Below are 24,366 nucleotides of genomic sequence, written 5' to 3' on the forward strand. Positions count from 1 at the left end.
TCCCTGCCGGATCGAAGGCCGTCCAACCTGCGCCGTCCATGCGGCGCGGGAAGGGCGGACTTGGCGCAGCGGGGCGCCGAAACCAATCGGAAATAATTTCCTAACACGCTGATAAGCAGGAAATTATTTCGTCATTTTCTATGTGTTGTTCCGGATTCCTGCTGCGCCAGAGCTGGCGTACAGCACGGGAATCCCGCTCCCGAGGGGCGGGGCCGGGGCGACTTGCCGAATAGGCACCCTGGGGGCTTACCGTGAACACTTCTGAACCTTTCGCTGGCCGTTCCACCGCGAGCAAGGGTGAAGCGCGCCGCGCGCGCACCTGGCGCGCAAGCGCCTCGGTCGCCACTCTTGCAGCGATGATGGTGATGAGCGGCGTGATGCCGGTCCAGGCCTGGGCCCAGGCGTCGCCGGCGCCCAGCCCGACCCCCACACCTGCCCCCACCCCGATCGTCACGCCTCCGGTAGGCGCGCAGATCAAGAACCCCGTCACCGGGGCCTTCGAAACGGTGACCGAACAACTGTCACCCGCGCAAGTGAAGACGGATGCTGACAACGTCATTCTGCTGGCAAGCGAAGTCGGCCAGACGTTCGAAGTTTCCGGCACGACTTACACCGTTACCGAAGTCCAGACGGATACCAACGGCGTCGTGACGTCGGTCAAGCTGTCCAATTCGGTCAACGACAAGATCAGCGAAAACGCGGTCGTCACCTCGATCGCCCCGGCGGCGAATGCGACCGGCGCCGACCCGATTTCGCTGCCGAGCAATCCCGGTGACAGCACCTACCGCAACGTCCAGCGCGGCCGCGGCGGCGGCAACGGACATATCGGCCTGCTGTTCATATCGGCAGGCGATGGCGGTTCGGGTGCCAATGGCCCGGCGATCACCGATAACATTTCGGGCACCATCTCGTCCCAGTCCAGCGGCCTGGCAGCGGTCATCGTTCAGAGCATCGGCGGCAACGGCGGCAACGGCGGCGACGGCTATCTCGGATCGGACGGCGGCACCGGTGGCACGGCAGGCGTGGGCGGCAATGTCAGCCTGGTTAGCACCGCCAATGTGGTGACCACCGGCACCAGCGCTTACGGCATCCTGGTCAGCAGCTCGGCCGGCAAGGGCGGTGCGGGCGGCGACGGGTTCCTTTCCGGCGGCGGCTCGGGTGGCGGTTCGCCGGGCGTGGGCGGCAATGCGAGTGCCACCAACAACGGCACCGTGGCCACCAGCGGCGCGGGCTCCATCGGCATCCTCGCCCAGAGCCTGGGCGGCACGGCCGGTAGCGGCGGCGACAGCTATGGCCTCGTCGCGTCCAGTGGCGGCGGCAGCTTCGGCGGCAAGGGCGGCGATGTCGTCGTCAACCAGAACGGCGTGGTCCAGACCTCTGGCGAAGGCGCGCACGGCGTTCTCGCGCAGTCGGTGGGCGGATCTGGCGGCAGCGGCGGTACCAGCGGCGGCGTCTTCGCCGATTCCAGCTCGGGCGGTGCAGGCGGCCCCGGCGGCAATGCCACGATCACCGCAGGCGCCAATTCCTCCACGAAGACGACCGGCGACTATGCCCATGGCTTCTTCGCGCAGTCGGTCGGCGGCGGTGGCGGCAACGGTGGCACGACCATCGGCGCAGTCGCGCTGGGCAGCGCCGGCAGCCAGGGCAGCGATGCCGGCACGGTCAACATCGCCATTGCCGAAGGCGCCTTCGTATCCACCGCGGGCCTCGGCTCCTACGGTGTCATGGCCCAGTCGATCGGCGGCGGCGGCGGCAGTGCGGGCGTCACCGGCGGTCTCGCGGCGCTGGGCGGTACCGGCGCGGGCGGCGGCAACGGCACTACCGTCACGGTGTCTTCGGGCGCCACGATGGTGACGACGGGAGAATCCGGCAAGGGCATCTTCGCGCAGTCCATCGGCGGCGGCGGCGGCTCGGCTTCGGGCACCGGAGGCCTGGTGTCTCTGGGTGGGTCCGGCGCGGGCGGCGGCAATGGCGGGCTGGTTCAGATCACGCAGACCTCGGGCGGTTCGATCACCACGTCCGGGGCCTGGGCGGATGCGATTTTCGCGCAGTCGGTCGGCGGTGGCGGCGGTTCGGGCTCCGGCTCGGTCGGTCTCGTGGGGCTGGGCGGCAAGGGGGCGAGCGGCGGCCTTGGCGGCACCGTCATTGTCGACAACCAGGGCGCGTTGAAGACCACGGGCGACTACGCCCGCGGGATCTTCGCGCAATCGGTGGGCGGCGGCGGCGGCGCGGGCGGCAATTCGACCGGGCTCGTCGGCATCGGCGGTAGCGGCGCAGGCACCAGCCCCGGCGGCAATGTCTCGGTGACCAATGGCGGCTCGATCTCGACTGCCGGGGTACGCTCGATCGGTATCCAGGCCCAGTCGGTCGGCGGTGGCGGCGGCGACGGCGGCAGCTCCACCGGCCTGATCTCCATCGGCGGATCGGGCGGCGGCGGCGGCAATGGCGGCGTGGTCACCGTTTCGAACAGCGGCACGATCACCACCAAGGGCGACAAGGCGCTGGGTATCATCGCCCAGTCCATCGGCGGTGGCGGCGGCAACGGCGGCTCGACGACGGGCGTGCTCGCCATCGGCGGTGACGGCGGCAACGGCGGCCAGGGCGGCAAGGTCGTTCTCAACCAGACCGGCCTCGTGTCGACCTCGGGCGACGATGCGACGGCGATCTTCGTGCAGTCCATCGGCGGCGGCGGCGGCAACGGCGGTTCGGCGGTTTCGGCGGGGCTCTTCGTGAGCGCCGCTTTCGGCGGTTCGGGCGGCGGCGGCGGCGCCGGCGGCGACATTTGCGTCAACACCAATTCGGCCTGCACCACGGCCAGTTCGAGCATGGGCTCGGCTTATATCGAGACCTTTGGCGAGCGTTCGACAGGCCTCTTCGCGCAGTCGGTCGGCGGCGGCGGCGGCAACGGCGGCTTCGCGCTTTCGGCCTCCGCGGGCCTTGGCGCGACGGCCTCCATCGCGTTCGGCGGTTCGGGCGGTTCGGGCGGCTCGGGCGGTGCGGTGCGTCTTGGCCTTCAGGGCTCCATCGCCACCAAGGGTGACCTTTCCGACGGTATCTTCGCCAGCTCGGTCGGCGGCGGCGGCGGCAATGGCGGCTTCTCGGTCGCCGCGGGCGCCTCGCTCGGCGGATCGCTGACGATGAGCTATGGCGGCGCGGGCGGCGTGGGCGGCACGGGCGGCCTCGTCGATGTCGCCAGTGCCACGCAGATCACCACCGAAGGCGAACAGTCGCGCGGCATCTTCGCGCAGTCGGTCGGCGGCGGCGGCGGCAACGGCGGTTTCGCGGCCAGCGCGGCCCTCGGTGTCGGCGCGATCACGTCGACATTCGGCGGCGTTGGCGGTGCGGGTTCCGACGGTTCGACCGTCAGGGTCGTTTCGGTTGGCAATATTTCCACCAAGGGCACTCAGTCCGACGCGATCTTCGCCGAAAGCATCGGCGGCGGCGGCGGTAACGGAGGCTTCGCGGTCGGCCTGGCAGGCGGCGCTGCAGGCGCTGTCAGCCTGACGTTCGGCGGCGGCGGCGGCAATGGCGGGGCGGGCGATGACGTCTATGTCTCCTCGACCGGCGATCTCGCGACCGAGGGTGCCAGCTCCAACGGCGTGTTCGCGCAATCGGTCGGCGGCGGTGGCGGCAACGGCGGCTTCGCGGTTTCCGGCTCGGCCGGCGGCGTCGGCGCGATGTCGGCGGCATTCGGCGGCAGCGGCGCCAATGGCGGCATGGCCGGCAAGGTGACGGTGGACAGCACCGGCACGATCACCACGATCGGCGCTCTCTCCAATGGCATCCTCGCCCAGTCGATTGGCGGCGGCGGCGGTAATGGCGGCTTCTCGGCCGCAGTCTCGGGCGGCGGGATCGGCGCCGCGGGCGTTTCCATGGGCGGCGCGGGCGCCAATGGCGGCAACGGTGACGAAGTTTCGGTCACTTCGGACGGCGGCATCTGGACGCAGGGTGCGGCTTCGGCGGGCATCCTCGGACAATCGGTCGGCGGCGGCGGCGGTAACGGCGGCCTGGCGATTTCGGCCAGCGGCGGCTGGGCAGGCGGGGCCTCGCTGGCGTTCGGCGGCGGCGCGGGCAATGGCGGCACCGGCGGCAAGGTCACTCTTGTCAGCACCGGTAACATCCTGACCGAGGGCGACAGCGCGCAAGGCCTGTTCGCACAGTCGGTCGGCGGCGGCGGCGGCAACGGCGGCGGCGCCATCGCGGCTTCGGGCGGCCAGGGCGGCGGTATTTCCGCTTCGTTCGGCGGCGAGGGCGGCGACGGTGGCTCCTCGGGCGATGTCGGCATCCACAGCATTGGCGACATTCAGACTCTCGGCGACAATGCCGATGCGATCTTCGCCCAGTCTCTGGGCGGCGGCGGCGGCAATGGCGGCTTCGCGATTTCGGCGGCGGGCGGCCAGTTCGGCGCGGTCAGCCTGTCGATGGGCGGCTCGGGCGGCGTCGGCGGTTCCGCGGGCGATGTTTCGGTCGATTCCGATGGCGACATGACGACGTCGGGCGACTTCTCGGCCGGCGTGCGCGCGCAGTCCATCGGCGGCGGCGGCGGTAACGGCGGCTTCGCGATCTCTGCATCGGGCGCCCAGTTTGGCGCCGTTGCCCTTTCCTTCGGCGGTAACGGCGGCACGGGCGGCGCGGCGGGCGATGTCACGCTCGTTTCGACCGGGGACATCTGGACCGAAGGCAACTATTCGCAGGGCCTGTTCGCGCAGTCGGTCGGCGGTGGCGGCGGTAACGGCGGCTTCTCCGTCAGCGCCGCGGGTGCACAGTATGGCGCAGCAGCGATTGGGTTTGGCGGCACCGGGGGCACCGGCGGCGCGGCAGGAGACGCTGATCTCACCAACACCGGCGACATCGTCACCAAGGGCGATTTCAGCGCGGGCGCGCAAGTCCAGTCCATCGGCGGCGGCGGCGGCAACGGCGGCTGGAGCGTCAGCGCGGCGGGCGGCCAGTACGGCGCCGTGGCCATCGGCTTCGGCGGCAATGGCGGCGCGGGCGGCACGGCGGGCGACGTAACGCTGACGTCCACTGGCCAGATCGGCACGCTGGGCGACCAATCAAGCGGCCTCGTCGCGCAGTCCATCGGCGGCGGTGGCGGCAATGGCGGCTTCTCGGCCGCCGTCGCGGGCGCGCAGTACGGCGCGGCGGCGCTCTCGTTCGGCGGCACTGGCGGCACCGGCAACGATGCGGGCACGGTCACGCTGGCGAACACCGGCGACATCTACACCGAAGGCACGTTGTCCAACGGCATCTTCGCGCAGTCGGTCGGCGGCGGCGGCGGCAACGGCGGCTTCTCGGTCGCTGTCGCAGGCGCGCAATACGCATCGGCGGCGCTGGCGCTCGGCGGCTCGGGCGGCTCGGGCGGCGCGGGCAAGGCGGTCTCCGTCGTCTCCGAAGGCAATATCACCACGCTGGGCGACCAGGCGGACGGCATTCTGGCCCAGTCGATCGGCGGCGGCGGCGGTAACGGCGGTTTCGCCATTTCCGGCACGCTGACGACCAGCAGCGACGGCATTTCGGCTTCGGTCGCCATTGGCGGCAAGGGCGGTTCGGGCGGCGAAGCGGGCGACGTCTCGCTCGTCAGCACCGGCAATATTTCGACCAGCGGCGCCAGCGCGGTGGGTCTGTTTGCCCAGTCGGTCGGCGGCGGTGGCGGCAACGGCGGCTTCGCGGGCGCGCTCTCGCTCTCCGTGGGTAATGCCGTGGCCGTCGGCATCGGCGGCTCGGGCGGTACCGGCAACACGGCGGGCAACGTCTCGCTGAACTCGACCGGCAATGTCGCCACCACGGGCAACCTCGCGGCGGGCATCCAGGCGCAGTCGATTGGCGGCGGCGGAGGTAACGGCGGCTTCAGCCTGACCGCTTCGGCCACGGTCGAAGGCCAGTCGATCGGCAACAGCAGCGGCGGCACGGGTGGCAGCGGCGGCCTTGCCGGCAATGTCGACGTGACCAGCCTCGGCACAGTGCAGACCACCGGCGAATTGGCCAACGGCATCTTCGCGCAGTCTGTCGGCGGCGGCGGCGGCAATGGCGGTTTCTCCGTCAGCGCCAGCCTGTCTGCCAAGGGCGATTCCGACACCCAGAGCGTCGGCGGTAATGGCGGCACCGGCAACGATGCCGGCATGGTCAGCGTCTCCGCCACGGCGGGCGCCAATGCAGCGATCCTGGATTACTCCGTCGTCACATCGGGAACGGGTTCCAACGGCATTCTGGCGCAGTCCATCGGCGGCGGCGGCGGTTCGGGCGGCTTCTCGGTCGGCGGTGCGTTCTCGGGCGAGGGCGACGCAGCCTCGAACCAGGTGGGCGGCAGCGGCGGTGCGGGCGGCAACGCCTCGACCGTGGAGGTCGTCAATGTCGGCAAGATCCAGACCACCGGCAATATCGCCAATGGCGTGTTCGCCCAGTCGGTCGGCGGCGGCGGCGGCAACGGCGGCTTCTCGGTAGGCGCGGGCGTTTCGATCAAGGGCGACGCGGAATCCAGCGTCGGCGGCGGCGAAGGCGGCGCGGCGGGCAATTCCGACGACGTCAGCGTCGACACGACGGGAACGATCTACACCGAAGGTGCGGCCTCCAACGGCGTGCTGGCGCAGTCTGTCGGCGGTGGCGGCGGCACCGGCGGTTTCTCGGTCAGTGCCGGCTTCAGCGCGGAAGGCGACTCCACCAGCGACAGCGTTGGCGGCGGCGGCGGATCGGGCGGCAACGCCGGCAACGTCGCGGTCGTGGCGCGTGAAGGCATTACCACCAAGGGTGATGGATCGAACGGCGTCTTCGCCCAGTCGGTCGGCGGCGGCGGTGGTTCGGGCGGTTTCGCCGTGGGCCTCGGCGTCTCCATCAAGGGGGACGCGGAATCGAGCGTTGGCGGCGGCGCCGGTTCGCTCGGCGGCACGGCGGGCGACGTTTCGGTCACCACCGAAGGCACGATCTGGACCGAAGGCGCGGCGGCAGCCGGTATCTTCGCGCAGTCGGTCGGCGGCGGCGGCGGCAATGGCGGCTTCTCGGTCGGCGCCGGCTTCTCCAGCGAGGGCGGCTCCTCGTCCACCAGCGTCGGCGGTGCCGGTGCGGGCGGCGCGATCGCGGGCAGCGTCTCGGTCCATGCGGACAGCGATATCCAGACCAAGGGCACCGGCTCCAACGGTATCCTTGCCCAGTCGATCGGCGGCGGCGGCGGTAACGGCGGTTTCGCCGTGGGCCTCGGTGTCTCGATCAAGGGTGACGCGGATTCCAAGGTCGGCGGCGGCGGTGCGGGCACCGGCTCGGACGCGGGCGATGTGACCGTGACCGGAACCGGCACGATCGTCACACTGGGCGACCAGGCCAACGGCGTCTTCGCGCAGTCGGTCGGGGGCGGCGGCGGCAACGGCGGCTTCTCGGTCGGTGCGGGCCTCAGCCTCGACGGTACGGCGACCAGCGACAGCGTGGGCGGCTCTGGCGGCGGCGGCGGCAATGCCGGCACCGTCACCGTGGACCGCACGGGCGACATCGGCACCAGCGGCGCCAATGCGAACGGCATCCTGGCCCAATCTGTGGGCGGCGGCGGCGGCAACGGCGGTTTCGCCGTGGGCCTTGGCGCATCCATGAAAGGCGATGCGGAATCGAGCGTCGGCGGCGGCGAAGGCGGCACCGCCGGCGACGGTGCGGACGTGTTCGTTTCTGACGTGGGCACGATCGTCACCAGCGGCACCAATTCCAACGGCATCTTCGCGCAATCGGTCGGCGGCGGCGGCGGCTCGGGCGGCTTCTCGGTCGGCGCGGGCTTCAGCCTCGAAGGCGGGGCGACCAGCACCAGCGTTGGCGGTTCGGCGGGCGCGGGCGGCAGCGCGGGCACGGTTTCCGTCAGCCATGACGGCGATATCCAGACTGCGGGTGCATCGGCCAACGGCGTGTTCGCGCAATCGGTCGGCGGCGGCGGCGGTGTCGGCGGCTTTGCCGTGGGCCTGGGCGCCTCGATGGATTCGGATGCCAAGTCCAGCGTCGGCGGCGGCGCGGGCGGCGCGGCCGGTTCGGCTTCGGACGTCACGGTCGAGCAGATCGGCACGGTGATCACTTCGGGCGCGGCGGCCAATGGCGTGCTGGCCCAGTCGATCGGCGGCGGCGGCGGTGTCGGCGGCTTCTCGGTCTCGGCGGCGCTCTCCTCCTCGGGCGGCGCGGCCTCGGATTCAACCGGCGGCGCCGGTGGCTCCTCGGGCAATGCCGGAACGGTGAGCGTTTCGGTCCAGGGCGATATCCAGACCGACGGCGCCCAGGCGCGCGGCGTGGTGGCGCAGTCGATCGGCGGCGGTGGCGGTTCGGGCGGCTTTGCCGTCGGCGCCGGTGCCTCGATCGAGGGCGACGCAGAATCGGCGACCGGCGGCGGCGCCGGCGGATCCTCGGGCAATGCCGGTGACGTCAGCGTGGCGGTGGACGGCAATGTCGTCACCAAGGGCGCCGCATCGGTAGCGCTGCTGGCGCAGTCGATCGGCGGCGGCGGCGGCGCTGGCGGCTTCGCCGTCGGCGCGGCGCTCTCCAGCAGCGGCGGCGCGACCGCGGAATCGACCGGCGGCGACGGCGGCTCGGCAGGCGACGCAGGCAATGTCAGCGTCACGCACACCGGCGGCATCGAGACCTTCGGCGCGCAATCGGGTGCGATCCTGGCGCAGTCGATCGGCGGCGGCGGCGGTTCGGGCGGCTTCTCGGTCGGCGGCGCGCTGAGCGTCGAGGGTGAGGCGAACTCCACCATCGGCGGCGGCGCGGGCGGCTCTGCGGGTAACGCGGGCACCGTGGACGTGGCCAATACCGGCGACATCTTCACCCACGGCGCCAATTCCACCGGCGTGGTCGCGCAGTCGATCGGCGGCGGCGGCGGCAACGGCGGCTTCTCGGTTTCGGCGGGCCTCGCGCTTTCGGGCGCGGATGCGGTGTCCAGCTCGACCGGCGGTGCGGGCGGTTCGTCCGGCTCGGCCGACGACGTCAGCGTCACTTCCATCGGCAACATCAAGGTCGATGGCGACCACAGCCGCGGCATCGTCGCGCAGTCGATCGGCGGCGGTGGCGGCACCGGCGGCTTCTCGGTCTCCGGCGCGATCGCCACCAAGGGTTCGGGCGCGTTTGACAGTGTCGGCGGCGCGGGCGGTGCGGGCAATGCGGCGGGCAATGTCACGGTCGTTTCGGCGGGCCAGATCCTGACGGCGGGCGATGCCACCAACGCGGTGCTCGCCCAGTCGATCGGCGGCGGCGGCGGCGCGGGCGGCTTCTCGGGCAGCCTTGCGGCAGCGCTGGGCGGCGGCTCGGCGGTCAGCTCGGTCGGCGGCGCGGGCGGCATTGGCTCCGACGCGGGCAATGTGGACCTGACGCTGAGCGGCGCGCTCGGTACGCTGGGCAATGGCTCGGCGGCGGTCGTCGCGCAGTCGATCGGCGGCGGCGGCGGCGTCGGCGGCTTCTCGCTCGGCCTTACAGCGGCTTCGGATGGTGAGGGCGCGAGCGCGGTCACCGGCGGTTCGGGCGGCGACGGCGGCGTGGGCGGCAATGTTCTCGTCTCCACCAGTGCCCTGATCCAGACTCACGGCGCACTGTCCGACGGCGTGCTGGCGCAGTCGATCGGCGGCGGCGGCGGTTCGGGCGGCTTTGCCGTGGCGGGCACGCTGGCGCTGGGCGAAAAGGCGGCCTCGAGCGCCACCGGCGGCGCGGGTGGCTCCGGCCAGAACGCCGGTACGGTCACCATGCAGAACACCGGAGACATCTATACCTTCGGCGCGGCATCGAACGGCGTGGTTGCGCAATCGATCGGCGGCGGCGGCGGCACCGGCGGCTTCTCCGGCTCGCTGACGATCTCCTCCACCTCGGAAGCGGTCGCCAACAGCTTGGGTGGTTCGGGCGGCGTCGGCGGCGATGCCGGTGCGGTCAAGGTAGTCACCACCGGCAATATCCAGGTCCTGGGCGATCGCTCCACGGCCATCGTCGCGCAGTCGATCGGCGGCGGCGGCGGCTCGGCGGGCTTCTCGCTGGGCGCGGCAGCCTCGAAGGCGGCTTCGGCCAGCGACGCGGTGGGCGGCAGCGGCGGCGCCGGCGGTGACGGCGGCACGGTCGAAGTTGCCAACGGCTCGACCGGCACGGTCGTGACCACCGGCAACTTCGGCTATGCGATCCTTGCCCAGTCGATCGGCGGCGGCGGCGGTTCGGGCGGTTTCGCCACGGGCGGCGCGCTCTCGCTGTCCGAAGGCGCGACGTCCTCGGTCGGCGGCGGCGCCGGCGGTGCGGCGGGTGACGGCGGCAATGTCGGCGTCAACAACTACAGCCTGATCCAGACCAGCGGCGACGGCGCCGTGGCGGTCTTCGCGCAGTCGATCGGCGGCGGCGGCGGCTCGGGCGGCTTCGCGGTCGGCGCGGGTCTCGCGGGCGGCAGCGACAGCACGCTCTCCAACGCCATCGGCGGCGGCGCGGGCAGCGGCGGTTCGGCGGGCACGGTCTCGCTCTACAACGACGGCACGATCCTGACGCAGGGCGCCAACGCGACGGCGGTGCTGATGCAGTCGATCGGCGGCGGCGGCGGCAACGGCGCCTTCGCGGTGAGCGGCGCGCTGGCCAAGGGCGGCGCGGCGAACAGCTCCATCGGCGGCGACGGCGGCACGGCGGGTTCGGCGGGCGACGTCACGCTGGTCAACACGGCGAATGCCACGATCGTCACCGAAGGCGCAATGTCGATCGCGGTTCAGGCTCAGTCGATCGGCGGCGGCGGCGGTTCGGGCGGCTTCTCGGTCGGCGCGGGCCTCGCCCTCGAAGGCGATGCCAGCTCGGAAGTCGGCGCAGGTTCGGGCGGCGCGGGCGGTTCGGCCGGTGTGGTTTCGATCGACAACGCGGGCGATATCGGCACACGCGGCGACGGTTCGCTGGCAGTGCTGGCACAGTCGATCGGCGGTGGCGGCGGTTCGGGCGGCTTTGCCGTTTCGGGCGGCCTCAGCGTCAAGGGCGGCGCGGCCAGCAATGCCATCGGCGGCCAAGGCGCGGGCGGCGGTGACGGCGGCCTCGTTTCCGTCACGAGCAGCGGCACGATCCAGACCCTGGGTGCCAATGCGACCGCGGTACTGGCCCAGTCGGTCGGCGGCGGCGGCGGTACGGGCGGGTTCTCCGCCGGTGCGGCAGCGGCCAGCGCGGATGCGGCCTCGAACCTCGTCGGCGGCAGCGGCGGCGCGGCAGGTGCGGGCGGCGACGTCACGATCGCCAACAATGGCGGCACGATTACGACCGATGGCGACTTGTCCTACGCGGTCTACGCGCAGTCGGTCGGCGGCGGCGGCGGTTCGGGCGGCTTTGCAGCCGGCGCGGGCCTCAGCCTCGAAGGCGACGCCGAATCTGGCGTGGGCGGCGGCAGCGGTGGCGGCGGCGGTGCTGGCGGTCTCGTCAGCCTCGACAACACCGGTACGATCGCGACCAAGGGCGCGGGCTCGGTGGCGGTCTTTGCCCAGTCCGTGGGCGGCGGCGGCGGCGCGGGCGGCTTCGCGGTGGGCGCTAGCCTGACCGCGCAGGGCGGCTCGGCATCCGACAGTGTCGGCGGTTCGGGCGGCGCGGGCGGTGCCGGCGGCGTGGTTGGGATCACCACCGACGGCCTGGTCCAGACCGAGGGCGCCAATGCGACCGCGATCTTCGCGCAGTCGGTTGGCGGCGGCGGCGGCAAGGGCGGTTTTGCCGTGGGTGCCTCGGCGTCCAAGGCAGACAGCGCCTCGACCGTGGTCGGCGGCAGCGGCGGCGCGGGCGGCGACGGCGGCGAAGTGACCGTGGCCAATGGCGCGGACGGCGAAGTCGTCACGCTGGGCACGCTCTCCTACGCTGTGTTCGCACAGTCGGTCGGCGGCGGCGGCGGCCAGGGCGGCTTCTCGGCCGGTGGCGCGCTTTCGCTTGAGGGCGACGCCAATTCCTCGGTCGGCGCGGGCGACGGAGCCGGTGGCGGCATCGGCGGCGTGGTTGCGCTGAGCAATGGCGGCAAGATCGGCACGGCCGGAGACGGCTCCATCGCGGTCTTCGCCCAGTCGGTGGGCGGCGGCGGCGGCGCCGGTGGCTTCGCGGCGGGCGGCGGCCTGACGATCGAAGGCGGCGCGGCCTCCAACGCGGTCGGCGGTGCTGGCGGTGACGGCGGTGCGGGCGGCGTGGTTTCGCTGGTCAACACCGGCTCGATCCGCACCGAAGGCGCCAATGCCACGGCGGTCTATGCCCAATCGGTGGGCGGCGGCGGCGGTGCCGGCGGCTTCTCGGTCGGCGCCAGTGCATCGAAGGCGGACGGCGCCTCGAACACGGTGGGCGGCTCGGGCGGCGCCGGTGGCGACGGCGGCGAAGTCTCCATCGACAACGGCGCGAACGGCGCGATCACCACGCTGGGTGACTTCTCCTACGCGGTCTTCGCACAGTCGGTCGGCGGCGGCGGCGGTTCGGGCGCCTTTGCGGCCGGTGGCGCGCTGAGCCTCGAAGGCGATGTGGACTCCAGCGTCGGCGGCGGCGCGGGCAGCGGTGGCGGTATCGGCGGCAACGTCACGCTTTCCAGCCTCGGCGCGATCCAGACGGCGGGCGAGGGCGCGATTGCGGTCTTCGCGCAGTCGATCGGCGGCGGCGGCGGTGCCGGTGGCTTCGCGGCCGGTGGCGGCCTCTCGGCCGAAGGCGGCGCGACCTCGAACACGGTCGGCGGCTCGGGCGGCGCAGGCGGCAGCGGCGGCACGATCGCGCTGGACAACGGCGGTTCGATCCTGACGCTCGGCAGCAATGCGACTGCCCTCTTCGCGCAGTCGGTGGGCGGCGGCGGCGGTGTCGCTGGTTTCTCGACCGGCGGTGCGGCCTCCAAGGCCGATGCGGTTTCGCAGACGGTCGGCGGCGACGGCGGCACGGCGGGTGACGGCGGTGACATCACGGTCGGCAACGCGGCCGGTGGCAAGATCGAGACCCACGGTGCGATCGCCTACGGCGTCTTCGCGCAGTCGGTCGGCGGCGGCGGCGGCGCGGGCGGCTTTGCGGCCGGTGGCGCGCTGGCGCTGGGCGACGACGTGGAGAACGGCGTTGGCGGCGGTATCGGCGGCGCGGGCGGCCTTGGCGGCACGATCGCGGTCGACAACGCCGGCCAGATCGTCACGCTGGGCGACGCTTCGATCGCGGTCTTCGCGCAGTCGATCGGTGGCGGCGGCGGTGCCGGTGCCTTCGCGGCGGGCGGCGGCCTCACGGCCCAAGGCGCTTCGGCCAGTTCGTCGGTCGGCGGAGCCGGCGGCGACGGTGGCGCAGGCGGCACGATCACGGTGTCCAACAGCGGCCTCGTGGCGACGGCGGGCGACCAGGCGGTGGCAATCCTTGCCCAGTCGGTCGGCGGCGGCGGCGGTGTTGGCGGCTTTGCCGTCGGCGGTGCAGCTTCGCAGCTCGATGCCGTGTCCGACACGATCGGCGGCAGCGGCGGGGCTGGCGGTATCGGCGGTGACATCACCGTGGACACCAGCGGCGCGGTCTATACCGAAGGCGCCTTCGCTTACGGCATCCAGGCACAGTCGATCGGCGGCGGCGGCGGTAACGGCGGCTTCGCGGCCGGGGCGACCGTGGCGCTTACCGGCGATGCGCAATCGACCATCGGCGGCGGCGCGGGTGGTGGCGGCGGCCTGGGTGGAACGATCACGCTGACCAACAGCGGAACGATCGAAACGCTGGGCGCCAGCGCGGTTGCGGTCTTCGCCCAGTCCGTGGGCGGTGGCGGCGGTGCCGGTGGCTTCGCCGGCGGCCTCACCGGCTCGGGCGACGGCGCCTTCGGCTCGACCATCGGCGGTGCCGGTGGCGATGCCAGCCAGGGCGGTGACATTGCCGTCAGCAACAGCGGCCAGATCCATGCAGCCGGTGCCAATGCGGCGGGCGTCTTCGCCCAGTCGGTCGGCGGTGGCGGTGGCCTCGGCGGCTTCTCGCTGGCGGCGAGCGGCGCGGTCTCCAGCCTGTCCAACACGCTTGGCGGTTCGGGCGGCGCGGGCGGTGACGGCGGCGCGATCAGCGTTTCCAACGCGGCGGGCGCGACCATCGTGGTCGATGGCGACTTGTCCTACGGCGTATTCGCGCAGTCGATCGGCGGCGGCGGCGGTTCCGGCGGCTTTGCGGTCGACGGCACGATTGCCACCGGCGGCGCGGTCAATTCGACCCTCGGCGCAGGCTCTGGCGGCGGTGGCGGCAATGGAGGCGCGATCACGCTGACCAATGGCGGCAACGTGCTGGCGCAAGGCGCGGGCTCGGTTGCGGTCTTTGGCCAGTCGGTCGGCGGCGGTGGCGGTTCTGGCGGTTTCGCGGGCGGTCTTTCCGTCGGCGCAGGCGGCGCGATCAGCCAGAGCGTGGGCGGCGCAGGTGCCGGCGGCGGCAACGGCGGCGACATCGCGGTGACCAACAGCGGCACGATCCAGACGCTGGAAGCCAACTCGATCGGTGTCTTCGCGCAGTCGATCGGTGGCGGCGGCGGCCTGGGCGGCATGTCCATCTCCGGCTCGCTCAGCACCGGCAGCTCCACGACGACCAGCCTCGGCGGTTCGGGCGGCGCGGGTGGTGACGGCGGCACGATCACGGTCAGCAACAGCGGCGTGATCGATGCCAAGGGCGACTTGTCCTACGGCGTCTTCGCGCAGTCCATCGGCGGCGGCGGCGGCACGGCCGGCATGGTGGTCTCCGGCACGCTCAGCACCGGGCTTGGCGGCATGACTTCCGCGCTCGGCGGCAGCGGCGGCGCGGGCGGCAATGGCGGTGACATCACCGTCACCAACACCGGCACGATCCTGGTGGAAGGCGCGGCTTCGGTCGGCATTCTTGCCCAGTCCATCGGCGGCGGCGGCGGTGCGGGCGGCTTCACCGGCTCGCTGGCCGTCACCGGCGGTTCGCTGAACACGCAAGTGGGCGGTACCGGCGGCGCGGGCGGCGATGGCGGCGACGTCATTGTCACTTCCACCGGCAGCATCGCTACTCTCAAGGACGATTCCATCGCGGTGCTCGCCCAGTCCATCGCGGGCGGCGGCGGCCAGTCGGCCTATGCCATCGCGGCGCAGGCGGGCGCGTTCGACGGGGTCAACCTGACGCTGGGCGCGCAGGGCGAAGGGATCAGCGGCAAGCAGGGCAAGGTCGTCGTCAACCTCTCGGGCGGCATGCTCCAGACGGCGGGCGCGCTTTCCTACGGCTTGCTGGCCCAGGCCATCGGCGCGGGCGGCGGTAACGTCGCACTCTCCGTGCCCGATCCGTTGGAAGTCGGCTCGAACGGCTTGACCCTGCAGCTCGGCAGCGCGGGCGGCGTGGCCGGTGACGGCAACGTTATCGACGTGACCAACGCCAACGAAGTCCAGACCAAGGGCGCGGGCGCCATCGGCTTCGCAGCGCAGTCGATCGGCGGCGGCGGCGGCACCGAAGGTGTTACTGGCGATGTGGTGCTGGGTAGCGGCGATGCCGTCTGGTCCACCGTGGTCGGCGGCAGCGGAGACTCGGCCGGTTCGGGCGCCGCCATCACTATCGCCAACAGCGCGACGATCGTTACCGAAGGCGACGGGGCTATCGGCCTGCTCGCCCAGTCGGTCGGCGGCGGCGGCGGCGTGGGCACGATGGCACTCGGCTTGGCCGACGGATCGCTGGCGGGGGCTTCGCTGAATGTCGGCGGTGCGCAGACCACGGCGGGTAACGGCGGCGACGTGACCTTCACGACATCGACCGGCGCCATCGGCACTTCGGGTAACCTTGCTTCGGCGCTGGTGGTCCAGTCGATCGGCGGTGGCGGCGGCGTTGCCACCTTGTCTTCGATGGAAGGCGGCGCGCTGGGCGACATCACCCTGGCAGCCGGCGCGACCGGCGGCGCAGGTGGTGACGGCGGCAACATCACGCTCGACCAGAAGGCCGACGTGGTGACCAGCGGCACCGGCGCCAATGCGGTGCTCGTGCAGTCCATCGGCGGCGGCGGCGGTCTGGCGACCCTCGACAACACCGGCGGCACCGGCACGGTCACGAACGTCGATCTCGGCGGCGCGGCCAGCGGTTCGGGCGGCAATATCGACTTCACCCTCGATGGCCGTGTCCAGACCACCGGCGCGGGTGCGGCGGGTGTCGTCGTGCAGTCCATCGGCGGCGGCGGCGGTTACGCCAGCGCCGTGGGCGCCAATGCCCAGGGCACGTTGACGCTCGGCACCTCGAACGGCGCGACCGGCAATGGCGGCGACGTTTCGGTGGCGATCAACCAGACGATCACCACCACCGGCGCAGGATCGACGGCCCTGCTGGTGCAGTCGATCGGCGGCGGCGGCGGCGCGGCCTCGGTGGTCGGCGCGGACGGCACCGTCCAGACGCTCGACGTGGTCAATGCCGGCGCGGTGAGCACGCTGCGCATGGCCCGCCTCATGACCCTGGCGGCTTCGAGCGGCTCGGTCGATGCAGGCGCGGTGGACGTGACCGTCGGCGCGGCGATCCGCACCAGCGGCGCCAATGCCAACGGCGTGGTGGTCCAGTCGGTCGGCGGCGGCGGTGCGGCCACGGGCTCGGGAACGGGCGTGCTGGCAGGCTCCGGTGCGGGCAATGCGGTGAACCTCACCGTCAATGCCGACGTCGTGACTTCGGGCGCCGGTTCGAGCGCGCTGGTCGCGCAGAGCACCGGCGGCCTTGGCGGCGGCGCGATCGTATTGGACATCGGCAAGGTTAATGTCGTCGGCGGTCTGGGCGGTCATGCCGTCTCGCTGCTCGGCGGCGCGGCCAACACCGTGACCAATGCCGGTACGCTCCAGACCATGGACGGACAGGAAGGCCTGGTGATCTACGCGGAAGGCGGCGACAACACGATCGTCAACTCCGGCACGATCGTCGGTTCGATCGATCTCGGCGCGGGTGTAGGCAGCTTCACCAACGTCAATGGCGGCATCTTCCTGGCCGGTTCGCTGGTCAACGTCGGTGCGGGTTCGTTCGTGAACTCGGGCATCCTCAATCCGGGCGGCGGCGGCGTCGTGTCGCAGCTTGCCGTGAGCGGCGGCCTGACCCTGACGGCGCAGAGCGAGTACAACCTCGATCTCGACCTGAAGACCAACACGGCGGACAAGGTCGTCGTCTCCGGCGCGGCATCGCTCAACGGGCGGGTCACGACCAATCTCCTCAACCTGGGCTATGCCCGGGCCGGGGCGAACGATGTGGTCATTCTGGAAGCGGCCGGCGGCATCACCGGCCAGGACCTGGTCAAGCTGGTTGCGCCGACATCGGCGGTCGCGACTTTCGGGCTCGACTATTCCTCGGCGAACCAGCAGGTCATCCACTATGTGATCGAGTATGCGCCCAGCGGTCTGACCCAGCGTCAGGCCATGATCGGCAACCTGCTCGACCGCATCCAGGAAACCCCGACCGACGCTTTCGCACCGACGGCTGCCGCGATCATCTCGATCCCGACGGTGGGTGCGCTGGGCACGGTCTACGACAGCCTGACCGGCGAAGGCGTGGTGGCGGCGCAGAGCGCGGCGCTTTCCGCGATCGGCAACAGCCACGATGTGATCGACAGCCAGATCGTCAGCCGCGTCGGCACCTTTGCCTCGGCATGGCGCAAGGAGCCGCTGGGCAACCTCTGGATGGCCGCGCAGGGCGGCCGCCAGCGTCTGGACGGCACCGACGGGGCGCACGACGTGCGCACCAGCGGTTATGTCGTGCAGGGCGGTTGGGACTATCGCCCGGACGCGCGCAGCGTGGTCGGCGCCACCTTTGGCTTCGACCCGCAGAGCTTCTCGGTTCCGGATGTGAGCACCTCGGGCAAGGCGAAGGTTTACACCTTCGGCGCCTATGCGGGCTTCCATCCGGGCGCCTGGACGCTCAGCGCGGACCTGCTCTACAGCGCGGCCAATACCACGACGGTGCGCGACATGTGGCTCTATGCCGATGGCAACGTGCAGGCGCATGGCGATTTCACCATGCATGCCTGGTCCGGCCGGGCCCAGGTGGCGCGCCAGTTCGGCAGCGGCAACCTGGTGTTCCAGCCTTTCGCGGCCGTGGAAGTCACTCGCCTGTCGCTGCCGGGCTATGTCGAGAACCAGGCCGAAGGTCAGGAAGACGCGGCGCTCGGCCTCGCCTTCTTCGGCAAGGACTGGACGCGGACCCGCACGTTCGCGGGCGGCAATGTCGCGGGCCGTATCGAACTGCCGCAGGGCAAGGCCCTCGTCACGACGCTGCGCGCAGCCTGGGTGCACGACTTCGACCCCGATCGCTCGGTCACCGCGGCCTTCGCCGGGGCGCCGGACTACCGCTTCGTCACTACCGGTGCGCAAGCGGTGGGCGACAGCGGCCGGATCGACCTGCGTTCGACCCTGCAGATGCGCAAGGTCGACCTCCAGTTCAGCGTCGGGGCCAATCTCGGCAAGGGCTACAACGATCTCACCGCCATGGCGGGCGTCCGGTTCCACATGTGATCCCGATGCCCCTCGCTTCCATCCTTTCCAGCTTTCTTTCGATCTTGGGCGGGTCCGTTCTGACCCGCCCCACAGAACTGCGCTAACAGGAGAATTGCCTTGAAGACCAAGCTCATGGCCGGCGCCTCGGCGCTGACACTCGTAATGATCGCCCCCGGCGTGTCCCTCGCGGCTCCCTACGGCGAGTGCGGCGTGCCGAACACCTCGGCCAACCCGAACGTCGCTTCGTGTATTTCAGATTCGACCCAGTTCCAGGACGGCATCAAATACGACCAGTCGACTTACGGTACCCCGGCCAATCTCAAGGTCGATCTCTACGGAACCGTGGTCGTCAACGCGACCACCGGTACGACGGGAGTCAACGTCAACGGCTCTACCGACCATGACGCGCTGATCGGCGCGCGCAACGGCGCGAAGATCACCGCGACGCAGGTTGGTCTTCAAACGCAGACCACCGGCGCCGGCAGTGCCGGCATCGAAAACCACGGCACGGTGGCGGCAGGCTTCGTCGGCGCCCAGGCACTCGCTTTCGGCACCGGCACGGCATCGATTGTCAACGCCAGCGACGGCAAGATCACCGTCACGCAGTCCTCGGCCAGTATCGGTGCCGCCGGTCTCGCCGTTACCGGGCAGACCGGCAGCGCGGTCAACCAAGGTACCGTCAGGGTGGACGCGATAGGCGCGGCCGGCTCCACTGCTTACGGTATCGGCGGCATGGGGCTTGGCGGCGGTACGATCACGCTGACCAACGCCAACAGCGTCACCGTCACGAACACGGACGGCGATGCACTGGGCATCGGCACACCCGCTAGCGCAGGGAACCTCGTCCTCGCCAACAACGGCAGCCTCGCCGTGACGTCCGGGTCAGGCAAGGCAACGGGTCTCGGCGCGGTGGGCAATGGGACGGCCGGCACGACGGTGGTGACCAATACCGGCGCGCTTTCCGTCACGTCGCAGAACGGCTTGGCTGTCGGCATGTCGGCTGCGGATCGCAGCGATGTCGCCCTGGCGGCCACGCGCACCAGCGCCGCGAGCGCTTTCACGGTCTCCGGCGTCGATGCCACGGGCTTCCAGGTCACCGGGGCGACCGGCGCGGTCAGCGTGGCGGGCACCGGCCAGACCGTGCAGGTCACCGGATCGAACTCTGCCACCGGAGTCTCGGTCGCGGGCGGCACGACCCAGAGCGTCGCTTTCACCCCCGCCACCGTGGGCGGCACCGCCTATGCGGGCGACGTGAACGTCAATGCGGGAGGCCTGGCCCTGGGCGTAACCCTGAGCGGCGCGACGGATGCCGTTTCGGTCGACTTCACCGGCGCGCGCCTCTCGGTTACCAGCACGGGTGCCGGCGCGACCGGGATTGACGTGGCCGGCGGCAGCTCGGTCGACATCTCGGTGATTCCCGGCAACGGCAGCGGCGCGACGTTCGCGGTCTCCGCAGCGGGCGGCGAGGCCATCGGCATTGCCACTTCGGGCGCGACTGCTGCGCAGAACGTGCAGATCGGCGACACCTTCCGCGTCACCAATACGGCAGGATCGGCCACCGGCATCACGCTGGCTGACGGCACCGACCAGACCGTCACGCTGGATCATGGCGCGACCGTCACGGGTTCGGCAGGCGCGATCGGCATCGGTCTCGAAGGCGGCAGCGGCCTGCTGGCTGTGACCAGCAACGGTGCGCTTATCATCGAAGGCGGCACCGGCGACGCCTTCGGCGTGACCGTCAGCGATGGTACCAGCCAGAGCGTGACGCTCACCGGCGCCCTTCAGGTTACCGGTGCGGGTGCGGCCACGGGCGCCAGCCTGTACGGCGGGACCGACCAGACCGTTTCGCTCGCTTCGGGCGCGACGGTGACCGGCGGAACCGATGCGACCGGCATCCGCCTCGGCGGCGGTAGCGGCGCGCTGGCCGTGACCAGCAATGGCGCGCTGACTGTCGCTGGCGGCACGGGCGAAACAGATGGCATCCGCGTCAGTGACGGTGCCAGCCTGGCGCTTTCGATGGACGGCGCACTGACCGTTTCGGGCGCGGGTGCGACGCGGGGCATCGATATTCAGGATGTCCTCGGGACCATCTCGATCGACGCCGCCGACACTGTTCAGGTCACGAGCACCGATGATACTGCTGTCGGTCTGCAGGCGGGGGGCGACGGTGACGTCAGCGTCGAACTTGCAAAGGGGCTGAACGTCCAGGGCAAGCTCGGTGCCGGCGGCGCTTTCGTGGCGGGCAGCGGCGCGCTGTCGCTGGTCTCGGCGCAGGACTTCGTGGTGACTTCCGAAAGCGGCCTGGCCATCGGCGGATACATGCTGGGCGGCACTGCGCAAGTGGCGCGCTTCGATGGCGATGTCACACTGTCCGGGGCGACTGCAGGCGTCGGCGCGCTCCAGGTCAATGCCAGCGGCCCGGTGTCGCTGTCCGTTGGGGGTGATTTCACCGGGACCAACCTTCAGCAGGGCCTCTTCCAGTTCGCGGGCACGACCCAGTCCATCGATCTGGCCGGCAACTTCTCGCTGACCTCGGCCACCGGCGATGTCCTGGGCGTCGTCCAGTCCGGCGCCGGCGATAGCGCAAGCCTCACCGTGGCGGGTGCCTTCGATGTGACCGCGGCCGCGGGTTCCGCCAGCGGCATCGTTCTCGACGGCGCCAGTGCCTCGGTCTCGCTGGCCCAGGGCATGACCGTTTCGGCCGCGGGCAGCAATGCCACGGGTCTTTCGGCCAACCTCACGGGTGACGCGCAGATTGTGCTGGGCGGCGCGCTGAGTGTAACCAACGACGCGGCTTCGACCGGCGGCAGCGCCACCGGCCTGGCGCTGTTCGGCAGCGGCGCGCAATCCGTCGCGTCGAGCGGTCCGGTCACGGTTTCGGCCGATGGCACGGCCACCGGCTTCGACCTTGCGGGCAGCACCGGCGCAATCGACCAGGTTGCAACCGGTCTCGTCACGGTTGCGAGCGCCAATGGCGATGCCCTCGGTCTCTCGATCGACGGCGGCGCCGACCAGAACGCGGTGCTGAACGGCGGCCTGACCGTCTCCGGCGCGGGCACCGCCACGGGCGTGGTACTCGCCAATGGCACCGGCATCGCCAGCCTCGACCTGCCGGCGGCCCTCTCGGTCTCCAGCGGTGCGGCCGATGCAACCGGCATTTCCGCCGCTAACGGTGCGGGCCTGGCGATCGACGCGCTCGGCGACGTGACCGTCTCGGCGGCCACCGCTGCCACCGGCGTACAGTCCACCGGCTTCACCGGCGCGCAGGATGTGGCGCTCGGCAATGTCGCCGCCATCGCGGGCAGTGGCAGCGGCAGCGTCCTCGGCGTCGGCCTCTCGGGTAACGGCGCGATCACCCTGGCGGATGCCGGTTCGATCGTCGCTTCGGGCATGGGCGGCTTCGGCGTCTCGGTCGAAGGTGCCGGCACCGACGGCGCGATCTCGGTTTCGCTGGCCGATGTCCAGACTTCGGGCGACGGCGTAACCGGCGTGAACCTCGCCCAGACCGGCGCGGGTTCCAGCGGCGACATTGCTGCCAGCCTCGCTTCGGTGGTCACGACCGGCGCCGATGCGGCGGGCGTCACCGTGCAGGCTGGGCAGTCGGGCAATGTCTCGTTGACCCTGGGCAAGAGCGCCGCTCCGGCCCAGGCCCGCGTCGCCCTTGCTGCAACCGTGACGAACGGCGTCTCCACGCAGGGTGCCAATGCCAATGGCGTCACGCTCGCCGTCGTCGATGGCACGGGCACGCTGACCAACCTCGGCACCGTCTCGACCACCGGCGCCAATGCCGCAGGTATCGCGGCAACAGCCAGCGGCAGCGGATCGATCGTCCTCGACAGCGCGGCCGTGACGACCACGGGCGCAGGTTCGGATGGCATTTCGGTCCAGACCGGCACGGGCGCCCAAACCCTGACGGTGCAGAGCGTCATCGCCAGCGGCAACGGTTCGCGCGGTATCGCCGCGACGACCGGCAGCGGCGTAATTGGTCTGGCGGCCAGGACGGTGACGGCTTCCGGGAATGCCATCGAACTGACCTCCTCCAGCGGCGACATCTCGGCGGCTCTGGCGGGCGGCAAGATCGACTCTGCAACCGGCGCGGGCCTTGCCATCGTTACCGGCGGCAGCGCCAAGGTAACGCTGGCCAGTGGCGGCACGCTTCATGGTGCGACTTTCGGCCTGTCCTCGGACGCCGATGGCGGCCAGGATGTCCTGCTCGCGGGCACGGTGGGGGCTGGCAGCAACCACGCCGTTGCCCTTTCGGGCGGCGTCGCCACGCTGACCAACTCGGGCACGATCAACGGCTACATGACCTTCGAAACCGTCTCGACCACGCTGACCAACAGCGGCACCTGGAACGCCTTCGGCGGGGACACTGCGTTTGCCGGCAACGCCACGCTGGTCAACGGCGGCACGATCAACATCAATCCGGCGGCCGCCGCGGCTGCCACGATGAAGATCACCGGTCTCACCACCTTGCGCAATTCGGGCACGATCAGCCTCGTCAACGGTCATACCGGTGACGTGCTCGATCTGGGCAACGCGGCCTTCGTGGGCAGCGGCAATTCGCGTGTCGTGCTGGAAGCCAACCTCGGCGCCAGTGCAGTGGGCGCCAATGCGGCTCAGTCGGCGGATCAGCTCAATGTCGGCGCGGTTTCGGGCACCACGACGATTGCCATCAAGGACCTGAGCGGCGCCACCGGCGCGCAGTTCAATTTCGAGGGCATTCGCCTGGTGAACGCGGCATCGGTCGCCACCGGGGCCTTCGTCCTCGAAGGCGGCGCGGTCAACAAGGGCTTCGTCGACTACCAGCTTCTGACCGATGCGGACGGCAACCTCGATCTCGTCGGCGTGCCCAGCACGCAGGCCTTCGAACTCGTCCGTACCGGCGCCGAAGTGCGCCACTACTGGCGTCGTTCGGGTGATGCCTGGTCGGACCAGATGCGCGCCACGGCGCCGCATGACGGCATGGCGCTCTGGGGCCAGATCCTGGGCGGCAGCGAAACCAACCGCTCGCGTCCGGTCTATTCGGAAACGGTGCTGGGCACGGCCACGAGCTTCGCGCCCAATCTCGACGTGCGCGACAGCTGGTGGGGTGGTCAGTTCGGCCTCGACTGGGGCCGTGGTAGCGATTGGTCCGTCGGCGTGACCGGCGGCTACGTCTCGCAGGAAGGCAAGGTCAAGTCGACTGGCGACCGCATCAAGCTCGACGGCGGCAACCTTGGCCTCTACGCCCGCTACCGCAGTGCTGACGGGCTCTTCGCCCACGCCCTGGCCAAGCTCGACCGTTATTCGGTCAAGTACGACCTCGGCAACGGCGCCAGCGCACCCAATTCGAACGGCACCAGCTACGGCGTCGAAATCGAGGCCGGATATCACATTCGCACCGGCAGCGTGTTCTTCGAACCGTCCGCCAGCGCTTCGTGGTCTGACGCAGACCTCGACGGCTTTGCCGCAGCGGGCGGCGTTGGCGCGAAGTTCGACCATGTCCAGAGCTTCTACGGCCGGGCAGGCATGCGTGCAGGCGTGGAAACCCACTCGGGCGACTGGGCGCTCCAGCCCTATCTGGGCGTGAACTGGGAAGGCGAGATGAATGGCCGACCGGGCGCCACGCTGTCTTCGGGCGGTCAGGATCTCTACTTCCGCGATGCTTCGGAGGGCGGCCGTGCACGTTGGGAGGCCGGCATTCAGGGCGCCTCGCAGGGGCTTTCCGCCTTTGCCAAGGTGGAAGGTGTGACCGGTTCCGGCACCAGCGGCATCGCCGGCCGCGCGGGTGTTTCGATCCGCTGGTAAGCAGGGAAACGCGAAGCGCCGTCTCCTGATAGAGGGCGATCCGCAAGATAGGGGGCCGGCGCACTGCGGTGCGTCGGCCCCTTTTTTCATGTCGGCCGGTATCGCCGTCGGCCACGCACGAAGGGATGTGTTCGGGAAGCATTGCGGCCAGGCTTCGTTACGGCTTCAGGCGAAAAAAATCGGCTGGGAAAGTCCATTTGTGCCGGATTTCCTCTAAAAA

At 70.9% G+C, this 24,366-nt stretch carries 2 protein-coding genes; both read left to right on the plus strand.

Going from position 1 to position 24,366, the window contains the following annotated elements:
- Window positions 1–251 precede the first annotated feature (251 nt).
- Window positions 252–18,374, plus strand: a complete 18,123-nt coding sequence (locus tag AC1VV3_RS15445; protein WP_482962757.1) for a hypothetical protein — start codon at window positions 252–254, stop codon at window positions 18,372–18,374.
- 99 nt (window positions 18,375–18,473) lie between these two features.
- Complete coding sequence (locus tag AC1VV3_RS15450; RefSeq protein WP_482962758.1) at window positions 18,474–24,146, plus strand: autotransporter outer membrane beta-barrel domain-containing protein; 5,673 nt, start codon at window positions 18,474–18,476, stop codon at window positions 24,144–24,146.
- Window positions 24,147–24,366 lie beyond the last annotated feature (220 nt).

This window comes from Novosphingobium sp. BL-S-34 (assembly GCF_056857015.1).